Source organism: Eleftheria terrae (genome assembly GCF_030419005.1).
GTDB classification, from domain to species: domain Bacteria; phylum Pseudomonadota; class Gammaproteobacteria; order Burkholderiales; family Burkholderiaceae_C; genus Caldimonas; species Caldimonas terrae.
On sequence record NZ_CP106951.1, the window covers coordinates 1,674,679 to 1,694,066 of the forward strand.

17 protein-coding genes are annotated in these 19,388 nt (G+C 70.3%); 10 read left to right on the forward strand and 7 right to left on the reverse strand.

Annotated elements, in window-relative coordinates; translation table 11 throughout:
• Positions 1 to 57 precede the first annotated feature (57 nt).
• Complete coding sequence (locus N7L95_RS07405) at positions 58 to 888, reverse strand: glycine-rich domain-containing protein (RefSeq protein WP_301259182.1); 831 nt, start codon at positions 886 to 888, stop codon at positions 58 to 60.
• Positions 889 to 983: 95 nt separating this feature from the next.
• The gene (gene murB, locus N7L95_RS07410) at positions 984 to 2,000 is read right to left on the reverse strand and encodes a UDP-N-acetylmuramate dehydrogenase (protein ID WP_301259183.1); all 1,017 of its coding nucleotides are present in this window, start codon (positions 1,998 to 2,000) and stop codon (positions 984 to 986) included.
• 51 nt (positions 2,001 to 2,051) lie between these two features.
• Here murB and N7L95_RS07415 point away from each other — a divergent pair, with 51 nt between their 5' ends.
• The 9 genes from N7L95_RS07415 to N7L95_RS07455 all read left to right on the forward strand — a co-directional run bounded on the left by N7L95_RS07415 (position 2,052) and on the right by N7L95_RS07455 (position 12,516).
• Positions 2,052 to 2,537 (forward strand): YajQ family cyclic di-GMP-binding protein, encoded by a 486-nt coding sequence (locus N7L95_RS07415; RefSeq protein WP_301259184.1) that lies wholly within the window; start codon positions 2,052 to 2,054, stop codon positions 2,535 to 2,537.
• A 36-nt stretch (positions 2,538 to 2,573) separates the two neighbouring features.
• Entirely contained in the window at positions 2,574 to 3,212 is a 639-nt protein-coding gene (locus N7L95_RS07420; protein ID WP_301259185.1) for a retropepsin-like aspartic protease family protein, read from the forward strand.
• A 231-nt stretch (positions 3,213 to 3,443) separates the two neighbouring features.
• Positions 3,444 to 4,637, forward strand: a complete 1,194-nt coding sequence (locus N7L95_RS07425) for an acyl-CoA dehydrogenase family protein (protein WP_301259186.1) — start codon at positions 3,444 to 3,446, stop codon at positions 4,635 to 4,637.
• Positions 4,638 to 4,667: 30 nt separating this feature from the next.
• Complete coding sequence (locus tag N7L95_RS07430; protein ID WP_301259187.1) at positions 4,668 to 5,810, forward strand: acyl-CoA dehydrogenase family protein; 1,143 nt, start codon at positions 4,668 to 4,670, stop codon at positions 5,808 to 5,810.
• A gap of 307 nt (positions 5,811 to 6,117) precedes the next feature.
• The gene (locus N7L95_RS07435) at positions 6,118 to 6,837 is read left to right on the forward strand and encodes a pseudouridine synthase (protein WP_301259188.1); all 720 of its coding nucleotides are present in this window, start codon (positions 6,118 to 6,120) and stop codon (positions 6,835 to 6,837) included.
• A gap of 9 nt (positions 6,838 to 6,846) precedes the next feature.
• Positions 6,847 to 7,845 carry a bifunctional riboflavin kinase/FAD synthetase gene (locus tag N7L95_RS07440; RefSeq protein WP_301260090.1) on the forward strand — a complete coding sequence of 333 codons (999 nt, stop codon included), beginning with the start codon at positions 6,847 to 6,849 and terminating at the stop codon, positions 7,843 to 7,845.
• A gap of 87 nt (positions 7,846 to 7,932) precedes the next feature.
• Positions 7,933 to 10,764 carry an isoleucine--tRNA ligase gene (gene ileS, locus N7L95_RS07445; protein WP_301259189.1) on the forward strand — a complete coding sequence of 944 codons (2,832 nt, stop codon included), beginning with the start codon at positions 7,933 to 7,935 and terminating at the stop codon, positions 10,762 to 10,764.
• Entirely contained in the window at positions 10,764 to 11,282 is a 519-nt protein-coding gene (lspA, locus tag N7L95_RS07450; RefSeq protein WP_435870066.1) for a signal peptidase II, read from the forward strand. Before ileS ends, lspA begins: the two co-directional genes overlap by 1 nt.
• Before the next feature lie 34 nt (positions 11,283 to 11,316).
• On the forward strand, positions 11,317 to 12,516 hold the full coding sequence (locus tag N7L95_RS07455) for a response regulator (protein WP_301259191.1): 1,200 nt from the start codon (positions 11,317 to 11,319) through the stop codon (positions 12,514 to 12,516).
• A 123-nt stretch (positions 12,517 to 12,639) separates the two neighbouring features.
• Here N7L95_RS07455 and N7L95_RS07460 read toward each other — a convergent pair whose 3' ends face one another.
• Positions 12,640 to 13,623 carry a quinone oxidoreductase family protein gene (locus tag N7L95_RS07460; protein WP_301259192.1) on the reverse strand — a complete coding sequence of 328 codons (984 nt, stop codon included), beginning with the start codon at positions 13,621 to 13,623 and terminating at the stop codon, positions 12,640 to 12,642.
• 208 nt (positions 13,624 to 13,831) lie between these two features.
• On the opposite strand from N7L95_RS07460, the gene N7L95_RS07465 reads away from it, so the two are divergent.
• Positions 13,832 to 14,737, forward strand: a complete 906-nt coding sequence (locus N7L95_RS07465; protein ID WP_301259193.1) for a DMT family transporter — start codon at positions 13,832 to 13,834, stop codon at positions 14,735 to 14,737.
• A 19-nt stretch (positions 14,738 to 14,756) separates the two neighbouring features.
• Here N7L95_RS07465 and N7L95_RS07470 read toward each other — a convergent pair whose 3' ends face one another.
• The 4 genes from N7L95_RS07470 to N7L95_RS07485 all read right to left on the reverse strand — a co-directional run bounded on the left by N7L95_RS07470 (position 14,757) and on the right by N7L95_RS07485 (position 19,288).
• Entirely contained in the window at positions 14,757 to 15,536 is a 780-nt protein-coding gene (locus tag N7L95_RS07470) for an SDR family oxidoreductase (protein WP_301259194.1), read from the reverse strand.
• Positions 15,537 to 15,551: 15 nt separating this feature from the next.
• Entirely contained in the window at positions 15,552 to 16,472 is a 921-nt protein-coding gene (locus N7L95_RS07475; RefSeq protein ID WP_301259195.1) for a DMT family transporter, read from the reverse strand.
• Entirely contained in the window at positions 16,469 to 18,085 is a 1,617-nt protein-coding gene (locus N7L95_RS07480; RefSeq protein ID WP_301259196.1) for a gamma-glutamyltransferase family protein, read from the reverse strand. The genes N7L95_RS07475 and N7L95_RS07480 overlap by 4 nt, the downstream gene beginning before the upstream one ends.
• A gap of 102 nt (positions 18,086 to 18,187) precedes the next feature.
• Entirely contained in the window at positions 18,188 to 19,288 is a 1,101-nt protein-coding gene (locus N7L95_RS07485) for an AAA family ATPase (RefSeq protein WP_301259197.1), read from the reverse strand.
• Positions 19,289 to 19,388: the final 100 nt, after the last annotated feature.

Sequence of the window (19,388 nt, forward strand, 5' to 3'; positions counted from 1 at the left end):
AGTGGCCCCGGCGGCTGTCCCTAAGTTGAGGTACCCCCCCTTGAGCGGGGGGCGCCATCAGTCGCCGCCGCCGCCACCGCAGCCGCCGCCACAGCCGCCGCCGCCGTCCCCTCCGCCTTCGCCGCCGCCGTCCCCGCCGCCAGCGTCGCTGCCGCCGTCGCCGGCACAGCTGCTGCCGCTGTCGCTGCCGCCGCCGCATCCCGAACCGCTCAACGCGGTGGCGCAGTAGCTCGGGTTGGCGGCGTCGGGCGCGAGTTCGCGGCAGTCCAGGCTGTAGCGAAAGCCGTCGGCAATCGCCAGCTGGGTGTCCAGCGCGAACAGCAGGGGCAGCTGGCTCGGCCGCCGGGGATCGAGGCCCTGCACGCGGCAGGCGTGCCGCCAGGTGGTGCGCAGGGCCTGGTTGAGGCCCGGGCGGCCCTGCTGCAGCGTCGCGGCCGGCCGGTGGTGGAAGAAGTGGCCGAAGCCGCGCTGGCAGAAGTCGCGGTACGCCTGGGTGTCGAGGATGAACTCGTGCCACATCCGGTCGGCCACCTGCGAGGGCATGGCAATGAAGGCGCCGGCCCGCAGGTAGACCACAAAGAACTGCCGCAGGCCGTGCTCCACCAGGTCCAGCTCCGCGGCGAGAAGGTGCGGGTAGGCCTTGCCGACCGCCTGCTGCAGGTGGCGAGGCAGGGGCGCGTGGCGCAGGAAGTGCTCACGCTGCTCGCGCAACAGGCGGCGCAGCTTGGAGTGCGCCCACAGGCACAGGAGGCTGGCGACGAGCGCGAGCAGCCAGTGGCTGCCCGAGCCGGTCAGCACCGGCCACCAGGCGGCAGCCGCCGCCAGTCCCAGCAGGAAGGGCGCGGCGCGCCACACGAGGGTGGCGGCAGGCTGGAGGATGAGGCTCATTCTTGTTGTTCTCCCTTGTTGTTGTTCTTGGCGCGCACTGTCGCGTGCCGGCATGACATTTCCGTGACAGGCGCCCTCCCGGCACCGGCCCGTGCTCAGACCACCACAGGCTCCGGCTCCAGCCGGATGCCAAAGCGGCCGTAGACGCTTTCCTGGATGGCACGCGCCAGCGTGACCACCTCGGCGCCAATGGCGCCGCCCCGGTTGATCAGCACCAGCGCCTGCTTCTCGTAGACCCCGGCGCGGCCGATGCTCTTGCCTTTCCAGCCGCAGGCGTCGATCAGCCAGCCGGCGGCCAGCTTGAAGCTGCCGTCGGGCATCGGGTAGTGCACGATCTCCGGGTCGCGGCCGATGATGTCGCGGCACTGCTCCGGCGTAACCACCGGGTTCTTGAAGAAGCTGCCGGCATTGCCCACCACCGCCGGGTCGGGCAGCTTGGCGCGCCGGATCTCGCAGATCCAGTCGTAGACCTGGCGCGGCGTCGGCCGGTCCACCCCGGTCTCGGCCATCTTGCGCTCCAGGTCGAGGTAGCCGAGCGCCGGCTGCCAGGGCTTTGGCAGGCGCAGGCGCACGCGGGTGATCAGGCTCTTGCCGGCCAGCGACTGCTTGAAGACGCTGTCGCGGTAGCCGAAGCCGCAGGTGGGGCCGTCCAGCGTGACGCTGCGGCCGGTCACCAAGTAGACCGCGTCGAGCGACTCAAAACGGTCCTTCAGTTCCACCCCGTAGGCGCCGATATTCTGTACAGGAGAGGCGCCGACGGTGCCGGGGATCAATGCCATGTTCTCCAGGCCGGGCAGCCCCTGGTCCAGGGTCCAGGTCACGAAATCGTGCCAGTTCTCGCCGGCACCGGCTTCGACGATCCAGGCATCCTCGCGCTCCTCCACCACGCGGCGGCCGCGCACCTCGACCTTGAGCACGACCTGGGACACGTCGTGCGTGAGGACGATGTTGCTGCCGCCGCCGAGCACGAACTTGCCCGCCGTGCCGAGCGTGGGGTGGTCGAGCACGCGGCGAACGTCGGCGTCGCTCTCGATGCGCACCAGGGTCTGGGCAACGGCCGGTAGGCCGAAGGTGTTGTACGGTTTCAGGCTGACGCCGGTCTCGATTTGCATGGCAGAATTTTCGCCGATTCCCTTTTCTTCCCTTTGCAAACCTCATCTGCCATGCCCAGCTTCGATACCGTCCTCGAACCCAACCTCGTGGAAGTCCGCAACGCCGTCGACCAGAGCAACAAGGAAATCGGCACGCGCTTCGACTTCAAGGGCTCGGACGCCCGCATCGAATTGAAGGACAAGGAACTCACCCTGTTCGGCGACAGCGACTTCCAGCTCGGCCAGGTGCTGGACATCCTGACGCTGAAGATGACCAAGCGCAGCGTCGACGCGCGCTTCCTCGACATCGGCAAGATCGAGAAGATCGGCGGCGACAAGGTCAAGCAGGTGATCAAGATCAAGGCCGGCATCGAGAGCGAGCTGGCCAAGAAGATCCAGCAACTCATCAAGGGCAGCAAGATCAAGGTGCAGGCCAGCATCCAGGGCGACAGCGTACGCGTCAACGGCAGCAAGCGTGATGACCTGCAGGCAGCGATTGCGCTGCTGAAGAAGGACATCACCGAGGTGCCTCTCAGCTTCAACAATTTCCGCGACTGAATCGGACACGGGCGCGGCAGAGGGATATCCGGGAACATGTGGTTCATCAAATGCGGCCTGGCGGCCGCCGCCGCGCTGCTGTGCCAGGCAGCCGGCGCCCAGAGCGTGGCCCTCACCGGCAGCCTGGGCAGCAAGGCGCTGCTCATGATCAACGGCACGCCGCGCACCGTGGCCGTGGGCAGCACCGTCGACGGTGTGCGCCTGCTCAGCCTGGCCGGCGGCCAGGCGGTGGTCGAGGCCAGCGGCCAGCGGCAGACGCTGCAGCTCGGCGGCTCGCCGGTCAGCGTGGCGGGCTCCGGGCGCAACTCGACCCAGATCGTGTTGCAGGCCGGCGCCGGCGGGCACTTCTACAGCGACGGGCTGATCAATGGCCGGCCGGTGCGCTTCCTGGTCGACACTGGCGCCACCGCGGTGTCCATGACGGTCCACGACGCCGAGCGCATCGGCCTCGACTACAAGCAGGGCCACCCGATCAAGCTCAGCACCGCCAACGGCGTGGTCAACGGCTACATGGTGGCGCTCAGCTCGGTCAAGGTCGGCAATGTCGAGGTGCACAACGTGCAGGGCGTGGTGGCCGCCCGTGAAATGCCCTACGTGCTGCTCGGCAATACCTTTCTCACCCGCTTCCAGATGCGGCGCGAGAACGACGTGATGACGCTCGACAAGCGCTTCTGACCCCTCCGGGCGCTTGCGCTCGTGCAGGCGCGCGGCCGCCTGCTTCGCGCCGCGCCTGCCGGCCGGTTCGGCCCGGCAGGCCGGCCTGACCCGCCCCCATGCGGCTCCTGCCCGTTCGGCAGCCCCGGGTCAACCCTGATGTCGCCGCCGGGACAAGCTTTTCCGCACGATCGTGCTTAAACTGGCTCTCCGAGCCGGCCCGGCCCCGGGGCGGCAGCCAAGGAGACAGCGATGGATTTGAACTTCACGCCGGAAGAGCAGGCCTTCCGGGAAGAGGTGCGCGCGTGGGTCAGGGCCAACCTGCCCAAGGCCATCAGCCACAAGGTGCACAACGCACTGCGCCTGAACAAGGACGACCTGCAGGCCTGGGCCCGCATCCTCGGCAAGAAGGGCTGGCATGGCTGGGCCTGGCCCAAGCAGTTCGGCGGCCCGGGCTGGAATGCGGTGCAGCGCCACCTCTTCGAGGAGGAATGCGCGCTGGCCGGCGCCCCTCGCGTGGTGCCCTTCGGGCCGGTGATGGTGGCGCCCGTCATCATGGCCTTCGGCACGCCGGAGCAGCAGCAGCGCTTCCTGCCCGGCATCATGAGCGGCGAGGTCTGGTGGAGCCAGGGCTATTCCGAGCCGGGCGCCGGCTCCGACCTGGCCTCGGTGAAGACCCGCGCCGAGCGCCGCGGCGACACCTACATCGTCAACGGCCAGAAGACCTGGACCACCCTGGGGCAGTACGGCGACTGGATCTTCTGCCTGGTGCGCACCAGCACCGAGGGCAAGCCGCAGACGGGCATCTCCTTCCTGCTGATCGACATGAAGTCGCCCGGCATCACGGTGCGGCCCATCATCACCCTCGACGGCGAGCACGAGGTCAACGAGGTGTTCTTCGACAACGTCGAGGTGCCGGCCAAAAACCTGGTGGGCGAGGAGAACAAGGGCTGGACCTATGCCAAGTACCTGCTCGCGCACGAGCGCACCAACATCGCCGACGTCAACCGCGCCAAGCGCGAGCTGGAGCGGCTCAAGCGCATCGCCCGCAGCGAGAAGTCGGGCGGCCGTCCGCTGCTTGACGACGTGCGCTTCCGCGACCAGGTGGCGCAACTGGAGGTGGACATCGTCGCGCTGGAGATGATGGTGCTGCGGGTGCTGTCGGCCGAGCGCGGCGGCAAGCAGGCGCTGGACGTGGCGGCGCTGCTGAAGATCCGCGGCTCGGAGATCCAGCAGCGCTACAGCGAGCTGATGATGCTGGCCGCCGGGCCCTATGCGCTGCCCTTCATCCACGAGGCGATGGAGGCCGGCTGGCAGGGCGACCATGTCGGCGCGGCGTACTGCGCGCCGCTGGCCTCCACCTACTTCAACATGCGCAAGACCACCATCTACGGTGGCTCCAACGAAGTGCAGCGCAACATCGTCGCCCAGACGGTGATGGGCTGAGCGGCACCCTCGCGAGCAAGGAAACACGGCATGGACTTCGAATACAGCGACGACCAGCAGCAACTGCGCGACGCGGTCGCCAAGTGGGTGGAGAAGGGCTACGACTTCGCCCGCCGGCAGGCCATCGTGAAAGCCGGCGGCTTCTCCCGCGAGGCCTGGGGCGAGCTCGCCGGCCTGGGCCTGACCGGCCTGGCGGTGCCCGAGGCGCATGGGGGCCTGGGCTTCGGCCCGGTGGAGGCGATGGTGGTGATGGAAGAACTGGGCCGCGGCCTGGTGCTGGAACCGTACGCGCCGGTGGCCCTGGTGGCGGCCAGCCTGCTGGGCGGCCATGCCCCCGAGGCGGTGCAGGCGGCCTGGCTGCCGCGCCTGGCAGGCGGCGAGGCGCTGGTGGTGCTGGCCCACCAGGAGCGCGAGGCGCGCTACCTGCTGCGCCACGTCGGCACCCGTGCCCGCCAGCAGGACGGCGCCTGGCTACTCGACGGCGCCAAGAGCCTGGTGCCCCTGGGCGACCAGGCCGATGCCTTCATCGTCCCGGCCCGCGTGTCGGGCGCGCTGGACGACAGCCAGGGCATTGCGCTGTTCCTGGTCGAGCGCAAGGCGACGGGCGTGCGCACCCGGGGCTATCCCACCCAGGACGGCGGCCGCGCCGCCGAACTGCAGCTCGACGGCGTGGCGGCGACGCTGCTGGTCGGCCCGGATGACGGTCACCATGCGCTGGAGCTGGCCGCCGACGTCGGCATCGCCGCACTGTGCGCCGAGGCGGTCGGTGCGATGGACAAGCTGCTGGCAGTGACCATCGACTACCTCAACACCCGCAAGCAGTTCGGCGTGCCCATCGGCAGCTTCCAGGCGCTGCGGCACCGTGTGGCCGACATGAAGATGCAGCTGGAGCTGGCCCGCTCGATGAGCTACTACGCCACCCTCAAGCTCGGTGAGGACACGCCGCAGCGCCGGCGTGCGCTGTCGCAGGCGAAGGTGCAGCTGGGGCAGTCAATGCGCTTCGTTGGCCAGCAGGCCATCCAGCTGCACGGCGGCATCGGCGTCACCGACGAGTACGTGGCCGGCCACTACTTCAAGCGCCTGACCTGCATCGAGATGAGCTTCGGCGACACCCAGCACCACCTGGGTGAGGTGTCGGCCCGCATGCAGGACACCGCGGGCGTGTTTGCCTGAGGCGCCGGCGTGGCGCCCCCCCGGGGTGCCACGCCGCGTGCGCGCCGGCTCCCCGGGCTGGAGGGCAAGGCAGCCCCTGCGGTGGGAGAAGGCGAGCCTGCCGACCCGCCCGGCGGCTCCCGCCCTTCTGGGGGCATGCGGCTTCGCTCCATCACCCGCGTCGCGGCCCCGCCGCCATTGCCACGGTCGAGGCGGCGGCGCCCGCGGCCCCACGCCAAAAGCAAGCCGCCCGGGTGAGGCAAACCGGCTAGACTCTCTCCTTCCGAGCCGCCTGCGGGCGGCTTGTTCTTTCGCTGGAGTTGTTCCTATGCGCCTGGCCCAGGTGCTTTTTTCACAAGGTTTCGGCACCCGCCGCGAGTGCGACAACCTGATCCTCGCCGGCGAGGTCCGCCTGCACGGCGAAGTGGTCGACGACCCGGCTCATGAGGTCGACCCGCACGGCCTGGTCTTCAACGTCGAAGGCAAGGACTGGCCCTTCCACGAGAAAGCCTACGTGCTGATGCACAAGCCCGCCGGCCACGAGTGCTCGCACCGGCCCTCGGCCTGGCCCAGCATCTACACCCTGCTGCCTTCGCCGCTGCGCCTGCGCGACGTGCAGGCGGTGGGCCGGCTCGACCAGGACACCACCGGCCTGCTGATCCTGACGGACGACGGCGCCCTGATCCACCGCCTGACCTCACCGAAGAAGCACGTGCCCAAGGTCTACGAGGTGGGCACCGCCCAGCCGGTGACCGAGGGCCAGGTGGCCCAGCTGCTGGCCGGCGTGGTGCTGCACGACGACCCGAAGCCGGTGTCCGCCGCAGCGTGCGAGATCGTCGGCGAGCGCCAGCTCCGGCTGACCTTGACGCAGGGCAAGTACCACCAGGTCAAGCGCATGGTGGCCGCTGCCGGCAACGAGGTGCTGAGCCTGCACCGCAGCCGCTTCGGCGCGCTGGTGCTGCCCGACGACCTGGCCCCCGGCCAGTGGCGCTGGTTGGCCGGCCCGCAGGACATCCTGGGCAGCGGCGGCGCCGCCCCGGCACGATAATCGGTGACCATGCGAGTCTTCCGCGGCTTCCACCATGCGGCGCTGGCTCCGGCCTGCGCCCTCACCATCGGCAATTTCGACGGCGTGCACCGCGGCCACCAGGCCATGCTGGCCCTGCTGAAGGTGGAGGCCGAGCACCGCGGGCTGCCGAGTTGCGTGCTGACCTTCGAGCCGCATCCGCGCGACTTCTTCGCCGCCCAGGCCGGCAAGCCGGAACTCGGGCCGGCCCGCATCGCCACGCTGCGCGACCAGCTCACCGAGCTGCAGCGCTGTGGCGTCGACCAGGTGGTGGTGCTGCCGTTCGACCAGCGGCTGTCGCGCCTGTCGCCCGAGGACTTCGTGCGCGAGGTGCTGTGCGAGGGCCTGGGCGCCCGCTACGTGCTGGTGGGTGACGACTTCCGCTTCGGCGCCAGGCGTGCCGGCGACTATGCGCTGCTGGACGCCGCGGGCGATGCCCACGGCTTCGACGTGGCGCGCATGAACAGCTACGAGGTGCACGGCCTGCGGGTGTCCAGCTCCGCGGTGCGCGAGGCACTGGCCGCTGGCGACATGGATCGCGCGGCCACCCTGCTGGGCCGGCCCTTCAGCATCAGCGGCCACGTCATCCATGGCCGCAAGCTGGGCCGCGACCTCGGCTTTCGCACCCTCAACCTGCGCTTCCACCATCGCAAGCCGGCCGCGATGGGCGTCTTCGCGGTGCGCGCGCATGGCCTCGCCGACACGCCGCTGGACGGCGTGGCCAGCCTCGGCGTGCGGCCGACCATCGAGGATGCCGGGCGGGTGCTGCTGGAGGTGCACTGCCTCGACTGGCCAGCCGGGCTCGGCGCGGAGGGGGGCTACGGTAAAATCGTGCGCGTGGAACTGCTGCACAAACTGCGCGACGAAGCCCGCTACGACAGCCTCGACGCCCTCACCGACGCCATCCGCCAGGATGCAGACAACGCACGCGCGTTTTTTGCGTCGCTCCACGGACAGACCCGGCGCCAGACCACACGCGATCGAATTTAAAGCTCGCCGCCCCTCCTGCGAGCCCGGGCCGGCCGACACCTCGACGGCCCCTTTCCAGCTTTTTCCGCGCCCCCGCGCCGCCCCACCATGAGCGACACGCCACAAGCCCCCGACTACCGAGCCACCCTCAACCTGCCGGACACGCCCTTCCCGATGCGCGGCGACCTGCCCAAGCGCGAGCCGGGCTGGGTGAAGGAGTGGGAGGAGCAAGGCATCTACAAGCAGCTGCGCGACGCCCGCTGCGGTGCGCCGCGCTTCGTGCTGCACGACGGCCCGCCGTATGCCAACGGCCAAATCCACATGGGCCACGCCGTCAACAAGATCCTCAAGGACATGATCGTCAAGGCCCGCCAGCTGGCCGGCTTCGACGCCGTCTATGTGCCCGGCTGGGACTGCCACGGCCTGCCGATCGAGAACCAGATCGAGAAGACCTACGGCCGCAAGCTCAGCCGCGACGAGGTGCAGGCCAAGAGCCGCGCCTACGCGACCGAGCAGATCGCCCAGCAGATGGCCGACTTCAAGCGCCTGGGCGTGCTGGGCGACTGGGACCGGCCCTACCGCACGATGGACTTCGGCAACGAGGCCAACGAGATCCGTGCGCTCAAGCGCATCATGGAGCGCGGCTTCGTCTACCGCGGCTTGAAGCCCGTGTACTGGTGCTTTGACTGCGGCTCCTCGCTGGCCGAGTTCGAGATCGAGTACGCCGACAAGAAGTCGCTCACGCTGGAGGTCGGCTTCCAGGCCGCCGAGCCGGACAAGCTGGCCGCCGCCTTCGGCCTGCCCCGGCTGGAGAAGGACGCCTATGCGGTGATCTGGACCACCACCCCCTGGACGCTGCCGTCCAACCAGGCGCTCAACCTCAACCCCGAGCTGCCGTATTCGCTGGTGGACACCGAGCGCGGCCTGCTGCTGGTGGCTGAGGCGCTGGTGGAGAAATGCCTGGCCCGCTGGGGCCTCACCGGCGAGGTGCTGGCCACCACGCAAGGCAAGCACCTGGACCGCATCGCCTTCCGCCACCCGCTGGCGGCGGTGCATCCGGGCTATGACCGGCTGTCGCCGGTCTACCTGGCCGACTACGCCACCGCCGAGGACGGCACCGGCATCGTGCACTCGGCGCCCGCCTATGGCGTGGACGACTTCAACTCCTGCATCGCGCATGGCCTGAAGTACGACCAGATCCTGAACCCGGTGCAGGGCCACGGCGTGTTCGCCGACGAGCTGCCGCTGTTCGGCGGCATGCACATCTGGAAGGCCGGCCCGAAGATCATCGAGGCGATGCGCGATGCCGGCCGCCTGTTCGCGAGCACCGAGCTGACCCACAGCTACCCGCATTGCTGGCGCCACAAGACACCGGTGATCTACCGGGCCGCGGCCCAGTGGTTCGTGCGCATGGACGAGGGCGAGGGCGTGTTCACGGTCGACAAGGCGCCGCAGACGCTGCGCCGCATGGCGCTGGACGCCATCGAGAAGACCGGCTTCTACCCCGAGAACGGCAAGGCCCGCCTGCGCGACATGATCGCCGGCCGGCCCGACTGGTGCATCTCGCGCCAGCGCAACTGGGGCGTGCCGCTGCCCTTCTTCCTGCACAAGGTGACCGACGAGCTGCACCCCGACACGCTCGCCCTGATGGAGCGGGCCGCGCAGCTGGTGGAACAGGGCGGCGTGGAAGCCTGGTCCAAGCTCGACCCGCGCGAGTGGCTGGGCGACGACGCCGAGCACTACAGCAAGAGCACCGACATCCTGGACGTGTGGTTCGACTCCGGCACCACCCACTACCACGTGCTGCAGAAGAGCCATGCCGAGCAGTCGGCCTGGCCGGCCGACCTCTACCTGGAAGGCCATGACCAGCACCGCGGCTGGTTCCACAGCTCGCTGCTGACCGCCTGCGCGATGTATGGCGAGGCGCCCTACAAGGGCCTGCTGACGCACGGCTTCACGGTGGACAGCCAGGGCCGCAAGATGAGCAAGTCGCTCGGCAACGGCGTGGACCCGCAGGAAACCTCGCAGAAGCTGGGCGCCGAGATCATCCGCCTGTGGGTGGCCGCCAGCGACTACTCCGGCGACATCGCCGGCGACAAGAAGATCCTCGACCGGGTGGTGGACGGCTACCGCCGCATCCGCAACACCTTGCGCTTCCTGCTGGCCAACACCAGCGACTTCGATCCGGCACAGCACGCGGTGCCCTTCGACGAGCTGCTGGAGATCGACCGCTATGCGCTGGCCCGGGCGTCGGCCTTCCAGACCGAGATCCTGGCCCACTACGAGGTCTACGAGTTCCACCCGGTGGTGGCCAAGCTGCAGGTGTACTGCTCGGAGGAGCTGGGCGCCTTCTACCTGGACGTGCTGAAGGACCGCCTCTACACCACCGCGCCCGGCTCGCACGCGCGCCGCTCTGCGCAGACCGCACTGTGGCAGATCACCCAGGCCATGCTGCGCTGGATGGCACCCTTCCTCAGCTTCACCGCCGAGGAGGCCTGGAAGCTGGTGTCGGCCAACCAGTCGCCGTCGATCTTCGTCGAGACCTACTGGAAGTTCGCCGGCGACGATGAGGCCCTGCTGATCAAGTGGGCCCGCCTGCGCGAGATCCGCGACGTGGTGAACAAGGAAATCGAGGCGGTGCGGGCCGAGGGCCGGCTGGGCTCCTCGCTGCAGGCCAACGTGGCCATCACCGCGGGCGAGGATGACCGCCGCCTGCTCGGCAGCCTGGGCGAGGACCTCAAGTTCGTGCTGATCGCCTCGGCCGTGCAGGTGGCCGCGGGCGACGCGCTGGCCGTGGCGGTGACGCCCTCGGCCGCCGCCAAGTGCGAGCGCTGCTGGCACTGGCGCGACGATGTCGGCCACGACAGCGCGCACCCGGCCCTGTGCGGCCGCTGCACCAGCAACCTCTATGGCGCGGGCGAGCCGCGCAAGGTGGCGTGATGGCGGCGGGAACCGTGAAGAAGAAAACCGCCGGCGGCGGCTCGGCCGGCTCGCTGTGGCCCTGGCTGGGGATCGCGCTGGTGGTGATCCTGCTCGACCAGTTCACCAAGACGCTGATCCTCGGCTACTACACGCTGGGCCAGTCCACCGAGGTGTTCTCCTTCTTCAACATCGTGCGGGTGCACAACACCGGTGCGGCCTTTTCCTTCCTGGCCAAGGCCGCGGGCTGGCAGCGCTGGTTCTTCATCGGCCTGGGCACGGCGGCGGCGATCTTCATCGTCTACCTGCTGCGCCGCCATGCCGGCCAGCGCCTGTTCTGCTGGGCGCTGGCGCTGATTCTGGGCGGTGCGGTCGGCAACGTGATCGACCGGGGCCTGCACGGCTACGTGGTCGACTTCCTCGACTTCCATGCCGGCGGCTGGCACTTCCCGGCCTTCAACATCGCCGACAGCGGCATCACCCTGGGCGCGGTGCTGCTGATCCTCGACGAACTGCGCCGCGTGCGGCAGGGCCGCTGAGCTGCGTTGACGGCCTGCGCGAGCAGCGCCGACAATGCCTCGGTCGCAAGAGCAAGGGGGCTGCGTGGAAGACGGCATCGACCACCCGGCGGCGCAGGCGCCCGACGCCGCGCAGCGCGCCCGTGGCGCATTCGTGGCGCTGCTCAGCCACGAAGTGCGCACCCGCATGAACGGTGTGCTGGGCATGACCGAGCTGGTGCTGGCCACCGAGCTGACGCCCCAGCAGCGCGAGTTCCTGGAGCTGGCCCACGGCTCGGCCCGCTCGCTGCTGGCACTCATCAACGACGTGCTCGACCTCTCCCGCATCGAGATCGGCCAGCTGGCACTGCAGCGTCGCCCGCTGCGGCTGCCTGCGCTGGTCGGGGAGGTGCTGGCGGGCTTCGAGGCGCAGGCCGGGCAGAAGGACGTCCAGCTGTGCAGCGAGTTCGCTGCCGGGCTGCCCGACGCGATCATTGGCGATCCGCAACGGCTGGCCCAGGTGCTGGGCCACCTGGTGGAGCACGCCTTGCGCTCCACGCCAGTGGGCGAGGTGCGGGTGGCGGCCCAGGCCGAGCCGCTGCCTGACGGCCGGCTGCAGCTGCAGCTGCTGGTCAGCGACACCGGCACCGGCACCACCCGGCAGCAGCTGCAGCAGGCGCTGGGTGCCCCTGACGCGCAGGACCCCCGGCGGCCGGCCGGTGCCTGCCTGGGCTTGCTGATCGCGCTGCGCCTGGTGGAGCACATGGGCGGCCAGCTGGTGGCGGACAGCACCCCCGGCCACGGCAGCAGCCTGCGCTGTACCCTGCCCTGCGAGCCGGCCGCACCCGAGCCCGATGCGCGTCGGGCGCCGCCGGCGCCGCGCCACTGGCCCGCGCTGCATGGCAAGCGGGTGCTGCTGGCGGAGGACAACCCGGTCAATCAGACCTTGGCGGTGGCCATGCTCGCGCAACTGGGCATGAGCTGCACGCTGGCCGCCAACGGCATCGAGGCGGTGGAGCAGGCCGCCCGCGGCGGCCACGACCTGGTGCTGATGGACGTGCAGATGCCGGTGATGGGCGGCCTGGAGGCCACCGCCGAAATCCGCCGCAAGGAGGGCGACGGTCCGCGGCTGCCGATCGTCGCGATGACCTCCTATGCCATGGAAGGCGACCGTGACCGCTGCATGGCTGCCGGCATGGACGACTACGTGGCCAAGCCGGTGCAGCTGGAGGCACTGGCCGAAGCGATCAGCCGCGTGCTTGGCCACGCCCGCTGAGCGGCCCCCGGCCCTGCCGGCGCCGCCGCGCCGCGGTTGAACCACCCCCATGAAGCCGGCGGGGCGGGCCACCGAGGGCCGCCCGGCCACGGCCGCCCAGGCACCGTCGCGCCAGCCGAACGCTCACGGCAGCAGGATGCTGGAGCCGGTGGTGCGACGGCCTTCCAGGTCGCGGTGGGCCGCGGCCGCGTCCTTCAGTGCATAGCGTTGGTCGATGCGGATGCGCACCTGGCCGTCGGCCACCATGCGGAACAGGTCGTCGGCCATCGCCTGGGTGGACTCGCGGGTGGCCAAGTGGGTGTAGACCGAAGGCCGCGTCACGTAGAGCGAGCCCTTGGCCCCCAGCACGCCCAGCGACACCGGCGGCACCGGGCCGGACGTGTTGCCATAGCTCACCATCAGGCCGAAGGGCTGCAGGCAGTCGAGCGAGCGCTCCCAGGTGTCCTTGCCGATCGCGTCGTAGACCGCCTTCACGCCGCGCCCGCCGGTGATCTCGCGCACGCGGGCGACGAAGTCGTCGCTGCTGTAGTTGATCGCAAAGTCGGCCCCGTGCTCCAGCGCCAGGCGGCATTTCTCGTCGCTGCCGGCCGTGCCGATCAGCCGCAGGCCCATGGCCCGGGCCCATTGGCAGGCGATCAGGCCGACCCCGCCGGCCGCGGCGTGGAAGAGGATGAAGTCGCCCGGCATCAGCCCGCCCTGCGGCTGGGTCTTGCGCAGCAGGTATTGCACGGTGAGGCCCTTGAGCATCATCGCGGCGGCGGTCTCGTCGTCGATCTGGTCGGGCAACCTGACCACGCAGCGGGCCGGCATCACGCGGGCTTCGCTGTAGGCACCGGGCGGCTGGCTGGTATAGGCGGCGCGGTCCCCCACGCGCAGGTGGCTCACGCCCTCGCCCACCGCCTCCACCACGCCGGCCGCCTCCATGCCGAGCGTCAACGGCAGCTCGCCCTGGTAGAGGCCGGTGCGGTGGTAGATGTCGATGTAGTTGAGGCCGCAGGCGAGGTGGCGGATGCGGATCTCGCCGGGGCCGGGCTCGCCGACAGGCAGGTCCACCTGCTGCAGGTTGTCGGGGCCGCCGAAGGCGCTGATCTGGATGGCCAGGGGCATGGTCGCTGCTCCTTGATGACAGGGAATGCCGCACACGATACGTCGGACGGCCGGCTTTTGCAGGCCGCCCCCGCACCGGCCATGCCGCGGGGCCACCATCGCGCCCGGGCCAGGCAGGCTCGGCGTGCCGGCGCTAAGATGCCGGCCACCCCTGCGCCGGACCCGCCCGCGCAGCGCCCGCCGCCCCTGCTGCCCCCCTGCCCGCCCCATGACGCCCGCCCTGACCCGCAAGACCGCCCTGCTGCTCACCGTGTCACCCCTGCTGTGGGCCGGCAATGCAGTGGTGGGCCGGCTGATGGTCGGTGCCGTGCCGCCGCTGACGCTGAACCTGCTGCGCTGGCTGCTGGCGGCGCTGGTCCTGCTGCCACTGGGCTGGCGGGTGCTGCGCATCGGCGGGCCGCTGTGGCCGCGCTGGCGCCGCTTCGTGCTGCTGGGCGGCCTGGGGGTGGGCAGCTACAACTCGCTGCAGTACCTCGCCCTGCAGACCTCCACCCCCATCAACGTGACCCTCATCGCTGCCAGCATGCCGGTGTGGATGCTGGCCGCCGGCGCCCTGCTCCATCGCGAGCGGCCACGGCCGCAGCAGCTCGCCGGTGCGGTGCTGTCGCTGCTGGGGGTGGTGCTGGTGATCTCGCGCGGCAGCTGGGACACGCTGATGCAGGTGCGGCTGGTGCCGGGCGATCTCTACATGCTGGTGGCGGTGGCGCTGTGGGCGCTGTACAGCTGGATGCTGGCCCGGCCCAGCGACGACTCCGCGCGCGAGTGGCACTGGTCGGAATTCCTGCTTGCGCAGATCGTCTTCGGGCTGATGTGGTCCACCCTGGCCGCCGGCGGTGAAGCGCTGGCGCATGGCGGCAGCGTGGAGGTGGCCTGGTCGCTGCCGGTGGCGGGCGGGCTGCTCTACGTGGCGCTGGCCGCCTCGCTGGTGGCCTACCGCTGCTGGGGCATGGGGGTGGCCGCGGTGGGGCCGGCCATCGCCGCCTTCTTCAGCAACCTGACGCCGGTGTTCGCCGCGCTGCTGTCGGCCGCCCTGCTGGGCGAGCCGCCGCAGTGGTTCCACGGCGCGGCCTTCGCGCTGATCGTGGCCGGCATCGTGGTGTCGTCGCGGCGCTGAAGCGCCAGCGCGGGCCGGCTCAGAAGGTGCCGGGGTAGGCGCCGCCGTCCAGCAGCCAGTTCTGGCCGGTGATGTAGGCGGCCTGCCGGCTGCACAGGAAGGCGCAGGCGGCGCCGAACTCCTCGGCCGTGCCGAAGCGGCCGGCCGGGATGGCCTTCATGCGCGCCTCGCGGGTGGCGTCGAGGCTGGCGCCGCGGTCCTTGGCCGAGGCCTCCAGCGTCTTGCGCAGGCGGTCGGTGTCGAAGGCGCCGGGCAGCAGGTTGTTGATGGTCACGTTGTGCTGCGCCGTCTTGCGCGCCAGGCCGGCGACGAAGCCGGTCAGCCCCGAGCGGGCGCCGTTGGACAGGCCGAGCACGTCGATGGGCGCCTTCACCGCGCCCGAGGTGATGTTGACGATGCGGCCGAAGCGGCGCGCGATCATCGCATCGACCGTGGCCTTGATCAGCTCGATGGGCGTGAGCATGTTGGCGTCCAGCGCCCGGATCCAGTCCTCGCGCGACCACTCGCGGAAGTCGCCCGGCGGCGGGCCGCCGGCGTTGTTGACGAGGATGTCCACCTGCGGGCAGGCGGCCAGCGCCGCGGCTCGGCCCTCGGGCGTGGTGACGTCACCAGCCACTGCCCTCACCTCGCCGCCGCCCAGGGCGCGCAGCTCGGCCGCGGTGGCCTGCAGCGCCTCCTCGCCGCGTGCGGTCAACACCACGTTGACGCCTTCCTGCACCAGCGCCTGCGCGCAGCCCTTGCCCAGCCCCTTGCTGGAGGCGCACACCAGCGCCCACTTGCCTTGCAAACCCAGATCCATCGTCCGAACTCCTGTCTATGAGGTCTGTTGTGCCCTGGCCCGCGCCAGCAGCCAGATGCCGGCCAGCACGAGTGCGGTGCCGGCCAAGATCCACGGCGTCAGCGGCTCGCCCAGCACCACCACCCCCATCAGCAGGGTGGAGAGCGGGCCGATCAGCCCGGTCTGCGCGGTCAGCGTCGCGCCGATGCGCTCGATGGCCATCATCACCATCAGCACTGGCGCCACCGTGCAGAGCGTGGCATTGAGCACCGAAAGCCACACCACCTCCGGTGCCACCGCCGCGGCCGCCACCGGCCGCAGCAGCAGGAACTGCCCGATGCAGCACAGGCAGGCGACCAGGCTGGCCCAGCCCACCAGGCGCAACGAGCCGATGCGACGCACCAGCTCGCCGCTGTAGACCAGGTAGACCGCGTAGGAGACCGCGCTGCCGAAGACCAGCGCGGCGCCCAGCATCACATGGCTGCCCTGGAAATTGATCTCCTGCCCGAACACCAGCAGCACGCCACAGTAGCTGACGCCGATGGCCACCAACTGCCGCGCACTCACCTTCTGGCCGAACAGCAGCACGCTCAAGGCCAGCACCAGGGTCGGGTTGAGGTAGAGGATCAGCCGCTCCAGGCTGGCGCTGATGTACTGCAGCCCCATGAAGTCGAGGAAGCTGGACAGGTAGTAGCCGCTGATGCCCAGCCCCACGATGCCGAGCCAGTCGCGCCCGGCCATGGCCGGCTTGCCGCGGCCAGCCCACCAGGCGATGGCGGCGAACAGGGGCAGCGCAAACAGCATGCGGTACATGATCAGCGTCACCGCATCGACGCCATGCCGGTAGGCCAGCTTGACGATGATGGCCTTGCCAGAGAACGCGATGGAACCGGCGAACGCCAGCGCAATGCCCGAGGCCGCGCCGGCCGGCGGCGATGCCGCTGCCGCGGCCCTCAAAAGCCCACCGCCTGGCCGTCGCGGCGAGGGTCGCTGGCGGCCACGTAGCCGTGCTGCGCCGGATCGCCCAGCCGCCAGATGAACTGGCCGGCGCCGAAGTCCTGGTACGAGTCCTGGATCACCTCGATGCGGTGGCCGCGGTCGACCAGGCCCTGCACCACCACCGGGTCCATGCTGGCCTCGACATTGAGCGAATAGCCGCTGTTGTAGCGCCAGCGCGGCGCATCGCAGGCCGCCTGCGGGTTGTGGCCATAGTCGAGCATGCGCACCAGCGTCTGCAGGTGGCCCTGCGGCTGCATGTTGGCGCCCATCACGCCGAAGCTCATCACCGGCTGGCCGTCCTTGCTCAGGAAGGCCGGAATGATGGTGTGGAAGGGCCGCTTGCCGGGCGCCACCACGTTGGGGCTGGCTGGGTCGAGCGAGAAGGCATGGCCGCGGTTCTGCATGGACAGCCCGTAGCCCGGCACCACCACCCCCGAGCCGAAGCCCATGTAGTTGCTCTGGATGAAGCTGACCATCATGCCGCTCTCGTCGGCCGCGGTCAGGTAGATGGTGCCGCCGCGCGACGGGTTGCCGGGGCCGAAATGCTGGGCCCGGGCCGGGTCGATCTGGCGGGCGCGGCTGGCCAGGTAGGCGTCGTCGAGCATCTGCTCGGGCGTGACCTCCATCGTGCGGGGGTCGGCCACATAGCGATAGGTGTCGGCGAAGCCCAGCTTCATCGCCTCGATTTGCAGGTGCTGGGCCTGGGCGCTGTCCGGTTGCAGGCCGGCCAGCTCGAAGTGCGACAGGATGCCGAGTGCGATGAGCGCCGCGATGCCCTGCCCGTTGGGCGGGATCTCGTGCAGCGTGTAGCCGCGGTAGTCGCGGCCGATCGGCTGCACCCAGTCGGGGGCGTTGGCCGCGAAGTCGGCTTCGGTGATCGCCGCCCCATGTTCACGGGCGAAACGCACGGCGGCGGCCGCAATCTCGCCGCGGTAGAAGGCGTCGCCACCGCTCTCGGCGATCAACCGCAGGCTGCGCGCGGCGGCCTTGAACTGCCACAGCTCGCCGACCGCCGGCGCGCGGCCGTGCGGCAGGAAGGCCTCGGCAAAGCCGGGCAGGCCACGCAGCTCCTCCACCGGCGCGGCCCACTTGTAGCCGACGATGGGCGGCACCGCATAGCCGCGCTCGGCCAGGTCGATGGCCGGCTCCATCAGGTCGGCGAAGGGCAGCTTGCCGAAGCGCCGGCTGAGCGCCATCCAGCCGCCGACCGCGCCGGGCACCGTCACCGAGTCCCAGCCGCGCTTGGGCGGCGTGGTGGCGTCGGCACCGTACTTGGCCCGGAAGTAGTCCGGCGTCCAGGCCGCCGGCGCGCGGCCCGAGGCGTTCAGGCCGTGCAGCTGGGTGCCGTCCCACAGCAGGCAGAAGGCGTCGCTGCCCAGGCCGTTGCTGACCGGCTCGACGATGGTCATCGCGGCCGCGGTGGCGATGGCGGCATCGACCGCGTTGCCGCCCTTCATCAGCATGCGCAGGCCGGCTGCGGCGGCGGCCGGATGTGAGGTGGCCACCACATTGCGGCCAAACACCGGCAAGCGGGCCGAGGCATAGGGAAAGTCGTAGAGGAAAGGCTTCATCGCGCACCTCGCTGCTGCTGCGAAGATTATCGGACGGCCGGCCGGCGCGTGCAGGCGTTCAGGGTGGGTTCAGGCGTGGCGCCCGCTGTAGCGATGAGCCGCTCAGCCGCCGCCGGCGACGCCATCGCCCGTGGCGCCTTCGCGCAGCCAGTGCAGCAGGCCGGGGTCGGCGATCTCGTGGCGGCCGCGGCCGTGGGTGACCAGGGTATCCACCGGCAGACTCGCCAGGGCCTTGCTGACAGCCGCGGCGCTGACCGACGTGCCGAGCCGGGACGCCACCTCCCGCAGCGCGGCCGCGCCGGTCAGCTGCGCGGTGCCGCTGGCGATCATCGCCAGCAACACCTGCTGGAGCGGCGTGAAGCGGAAGAAGCGCTCCCGGATCGCCTCCACCGGGTAGCGGCTGGCCAGGAAGGGCTTGACCGCGCCGAGCAGGTCCTCGACATGCGTCATCACGGCGCGCGAAACGAAGGCGACGAAGTCGGCGGGCCGATGATGCAACTGGGCGAACACCTGGCTCAGCACCTCGATGTCCAGGGGCCGGTTCAAGCGCTGGTTCAGGGGCCGCACCACGAATTCCACGAACTCCCGGCCCAGCACCTGGAAATCCTCATGGTCGGCCAGCCCGAAGCTGGCGCGGTGGTGCTCGCCGAACAGCCACAGCAGGCCGTCGCGCGATGAGCCCGTCATGAGCAGGAGGATGTCGCGCCGGTAGGTGTTGAACAGCCCGCGGATGGCCTTCATGGCGCGCTCACCATCGCGCTTGCGCACCAGTTCCTGGGCCTCGTCGAGCATCAGCAGCAGCCGGGCATCCGGGTTCACGCGCTTGAGCGCCGCCATGTGGTGCTGCAACTGCACGCCAGGATCCGGGCTCCTGGCCGCCACCGGCGCCGGGGCCAGCGTGACGCCGAAGCGCGCGGCGCTGACCCGGGTGACCTGGGTGTTCCTCAACTCGCCCGCGACGTCGAGCAGCAGGTCTTCCAGGCGGCCACTCAGGGCGTGCAGCGGGTCGTCGGCGCTCATGAAGTCGACATACACCGGCGTCAACCCACGCTGATGCGCCAAGGCGCTCAGGTCGTTCTGCAGCAAGGTCGTCTTGCCAACCTGCCGGGGCCCGAAGATGGACAGCGCCCGCTCGGGGAGCGCAGTGAGCCGATCCAGATAGTGCTGGGCGAGGTCGGTCCTCGGGTAGTGCTCGAAGTCCATGAGTGGCCCTGATTCAACCAGTAAAGTTGAATTTAACCCAAGCTGGAAAATTCGGTTGAATCCGCACCGGCCGCGCGCGTGGGCCGGCTCGCCAGCCCCG

Excerpts from the sequence above, each read along its gene's own strand:
- N7L95_RS07455 (WP_301259191.1), top strand. The coding sequence starts at position 11,317 with ATGCCTCGGTCGCAAGAGCAAGGGGGCTGCGTGGAAGACGGCATCGAC.
- N7L95_RS07440 (WP_301260090.1), top strand. The coding sequence starts at position 6,847 with ATGCGAGTCTTCCGCGGCTTCCACCATGCGGCGCTGGCTCCGGCCTGC.
- N7L95_RS07470 (WP_301259194.1), bottom strand. The coding sequence starts at position 15,536 with ATGGATCTGGGTTTGCAAGGCAAGTGGGCGCTGGTGTGCGCCTCCAGC.
- N7L95_RS07425 (WP_301259186.1), top strand. The coding sequence starts at position 3,444 with ATGGATTTGAACTTCACGCCGGAAGAGCAGGCCTTCCGGGAAGAGGTG.
- N7L95_RS07485 (WP_301259197.1), bottom strand. The coding sequence starts at position 19,288 with ATGGACTTCGAGCACTACCCGAGGACCGACCTCGCCCAGCACTATCTG.
- N7L95_RS07480 (WP_301259196.1), bottom strand. The coding sequence starts at position 18,085 with ATGAAGCCTTTCCTCTACGACTTTCCCTATGCCTCGGCCCGCTTGCCG.
- N7L95_RS07465 (WP_301259193.1), top strand. The coding sequence starts at position 13,832 with ATGACGCCCGCCCTGACCCGCAAGACCGCCCTGCTGCTCACCGTGTCA.
- N7L95_RS07435 (WP_301259188.1), top strand. The coding sequence starts at position 6,118 with ATGCGCCTGGCCCAGGTGCTTTTTTCACAAGGTTTCGGCACCCGCCGC.
- murB (WP_301259183.1), bottom strand. The coding sequence starts at position 2,000 with ATGCAAATCGAGACCGGCGTCAGCCTGAAACCGTACAACACCTTCGGC.
- N7L95_RS07415 (WP_301259184.1), top strand. The coding sequence starts at position 2,052 with ATGCCCAGCTTCGATACCGTCCTCGAACCCAACCTCGTGGAAGTCCGC.
- N7L95_RS07430 (WP_301259187.1), top strand. The coding sequence starts at position 4,668 with ATGGACTTCGAATACAGCGACGACCAGCAGCAACTGCGCGACGCGGTC.
- N7L95_RS07420 (WP_301259185.1), top strand. The coding sequence starts at position 2,574 with ATGTGGTTCATCAAATGCGGCCTGGCGGCCGCCGCCGCGCTGCTGTGC.
- N7L95_RS07460 (WP_301259192.1), bottom strand. The coding sequence starts at position 13,623 with ATGCCCCTGGCCATCCAGATCAGCGCCTTCGGCGGCCCCGACAACCTG.
- lspA (WP_435870066.1), top strand. The coding sequence starts at position 10,764 with ATGGCGGCGGGAACCGTGAAGAAGAAAACCGCCGGCGGCGGCTCGGCC.
- N7L95_RS07405 (WP_301259182.1), bottom strand. The coding sequence starts at position 888 with ATGAGCCTCATCCTCCAGCCTGCCGCCACCCTCGTGTGGCGCGCCGCG.
- ileS (WP_301259189.1), top strand. The coding sequence starts at position 7,933 with ATGAGCGACACGCCACAAGCCCCCGACTACCGAGCCACCCTCAACCTG.